This is a genomic window from Pseudomonas sp. P5_B2 (assembly GCF_056400445.1).
In genome coordinates this window covers 1-2,616 of the sequence record NZ_JBFULH010000565.1, presented here as the reverse complement: position 1 = coordinate 2,616, position 2,616 = coordinate 1, and the positions used below count along the sequence as shown (strand labels likewise).

Annotated in this window: 5 protein-coding genes; all 5 read right to left on the bottom strand. The window is 56.3% G+C overall.

Going from position 1 to position 2,616, the window contains the following annotated elements; translation table 11 throughout:
- Positions 1–1,175: FUSC family protein (locus tag AC1DRJ_RS24030; RefSeq protein ID WP_477804345.1), on the bottom strand; the 1,175-nt coding region annotated here is incomplete at its 3' end.
- Entirely contained in the window at positions 1,172–1,600 is a 429-nt protein-coding gene (locus AC1DRJ_RS24025; protein WP_477804344.1) for a MarR family winged helix-turn-helix transcriptional regulator, read from the bottom strand. The genes AC1DRJ_RS24030 and AC1DRJ_RS24025, both read right to left, overlap by 4 nt.
- Before the next feature lie 201 nt (positions 1,601–1,801).
- The gene (locus tag AC1DRJ_RS24020) at positions 1,802–2,083 is read right to left on the bottom strand and encodes a type II toxin-antitoxin system RelE family toxin (RefSeq protein ID WP_477804343.1); all 282 of its coding nucleotides are present in this window, start codon (positions 2,081–2,083) and stop codon (positions 1,802–1,804) included.
- Positions 2,073–2,318, bottom strand: coding sequence for a type II toxin-antitoxin system Phd/YefM family antitoxin (locus AC1DRJ_RS24015; protein ID WP_477804342.1), 246 nt, complete (start codon positions 2,316–2,318; stop codon positions 2,073–2,075). The genes AC1DRJ_RS24020 and AC1DRJ_RS24015 overlap by 11 nt, the downstream gene beginning before the upstream one ends.
- An 82-nt stretch (positions 2,319–2,400) precedes the next feature.
- Positions 2,401–2,616, bottom strand: a 216-nt coding sequence (locus AC1DRJ_RS24010; protein ID WP_477804341.1) for a DUF2789 family protein, incomplete at its 5' end; no start/stop codon positions are given.

Below are 2,616 nucleotides of genomic sequence, written 5' to 3'. Positions count from 1 at the left end.
CCATCAGTCCAGCCAAGCAGAATCCACAGCACCGAGGCGACGATAATGGCGCTGACCGTGGAAACCGCCGAGTAGAGCATCAGTCCCCGGTCGAGAAATGGCGACAGACGACCAAGGCGCCAATGGCGATAAACCGCGCGCCAGCTGTCCTGGTTTTCGCTCTGGATGGCGTATTGCAGGCTGCGGCAGTCTTGCCACAGATCGATCCACTCGCCGAGGCGATACAACGCGTTGGAGAACAGCAGCTGTTTGCGATCACTCAATGCTTCGGCGGACGGTTGCAACGCTTCAAGCTGTGCTTTCAGTGCCTGCCAGCGAGCAAGGTCGGCATCTTTGTGATTGAGCCACTCAGTGGTGGCCGCCAGCAATGGTGCGAACTTCTCCACCAGCTCGGGCGTGCGCCGCTCAAGGGCATACAGCGCATCGTCGAGGGCGTCGATCACCGGTAGCAGATGAATCATCCGCCCACGCAGTTCCTTGGTATTTCGCACGGTTTGCCGCCGCGCACCCTCGTGCGGTAACTGACCGATCATCAATTCCAGAGTGTTAAAGGTCGCCACCATGGCGGAGCGCAGCGCGCTGACTTCATCCGGCTGCACCTGACGGCTGAGGAAACGCAGGCTGTAACTCGAGGCATCGGTAAACCACTTGCTCACCGCATCGTTGAACACCGGCGCCAACCGTCGAGGCCAGAACATGGCACCAACCACGGCAGCCACGGCGATGCCGAGGAAGATTTCTTCAGTACGCGCTTCCGCGACGTCCCATACCCCCAACGGATTGTTCACCACCGGCAGAGCGATCAGCGGCAAGGTGTAACCGGCCAGCATCAAGGCGTAGTTGTTGGCGGTGCGCAGGTGCAAGGACAGGAACAGCAAAATCCCKGTCCACAGCGCGATGACCACCACCAATACATAGGGACTCTGGACAAACATCGGCACGAACAGAACTGCCGCCGCCGCCCCGACAAAGGTGCCGATTGCACGATAGAGCGCCTTGGAACTGGTAGGGCCGACAAAGGGGCTGGAAACGATGTAGACCGTGGCCATCGCCCAATACGGACGCGGCATTTGCATGAGCAGGGCGATGTACAGCGCGATCATCGAGGCGGCAAAGGTGCGCACCCCGTAGAACCAGTCCCGCGCCGCGGGCATTCCGGTGAAAAATCCGCTCAAGGGTTGACCACCGACGGCGCATTCGCCGCTTCAAAGGCTCTCAGTACCCGTAGCGTAGCTTCCAGATCGCTTTGATCGATGCCTTCAAGCACCTCATGACGCAATCGCACCAGTTCGATTTCGACTGCCTGCAGCAGTTCGCGACCGGTTTCGGTCAGGCTCAGGCATTTGGCGCGCCGGTCATGGGCGTCTTCGGTGCGGCAGACATAACCCGAATGGCATAGCTGATCGAGTAAACGCACCAGGGACGGACTCTCCATCCCCGCGGCCTGCGCTACCGTCACCTGCCGCACGCCCTCGCCCAGTCGCCCGATCATCAACAAGGGGACGGCGCAGGCTTCGGAGATTCCATAGTTGACCAGAGTGGTCTGGCAGATCTTCCGCCAATGCCTGGCGGCCACCACCATGGAGCTGCTGATGTTCATCTGGAGAGCGTCGAGGTTTTTCGGCACGAGGAGAAATACACACTGTTAGTTTGCTAACTATCAATATCGCATTTGGAGGGAAAGGCGGTCAAGTTTTGAAACAAATTGGCAGGGTTGCCGCTACATCCATTCGATGAGGAGATCGCCGTGATATGCCGCCGTGCGAGCGCAAGCGACAGAAATCAAAATATTGTCCGGCCGCTAGCGTTGTTTGGCTCGGCCGTAAACTGCACTACGTTCTCGCTTTCCGACTGCCACAACAGAAACGACTACACGCTCCTCTATAACTTGATACACCAGCCTGTACCCAGCTGATTTCAACTTGATTTTGTAGCAGTCAGGCATTCCGTGCAGCGCATCGGAAGGGATCCGGGGTACCTCAAGTCTCTCCGCCAGTTTCTTTTTGAATTGCTCACGCAACGTATGCCCAAGTTTGTCCCACTCCTTGCGTGCGGACGGCAGGAATTCGAGTTTATAAGTCATCCAGTTTTACCGGGACCGGTATCTCATGACGGCGAGACCGAACAATCTCCGCCAATTCAAGATCATCGAGGCGTTCCATCATGGCCTCAAAAACATCCGCAGGAACCATATATCCCATTACTCGATTGTGATTGAGCACGGCAACAGGCCCACCATGGGCACCGCTCAAAACTGCAGATGGATTTTTCTTCAATTCAGACACACTAACGGCCATGTCGGCCAGAACATTCTGCATATATAAGACCTCAATTTAGGTCTTTATACTGGTCTATTAACGCTTTAGGGGCAACCTGAAAAATCATATACTCTGTTCCGCCCTACCCTCCCCGCCCCTTCCTCAACAACACATCCAACTGATCCACCACCTCCGCCCAATCCGCATCAWCCAAAATATCGTCACGCAAAAACTGCGCCTGGCTGTTGCTCCAGAAAAACGCATCCGCAAGGTGCAATTCGGGCTTTAGCGGTKAATGGGTGGCGATGAATTTATCGATKCATTCGGCGTCATCCGCCAGGCCGAGCTGTTTGAATAG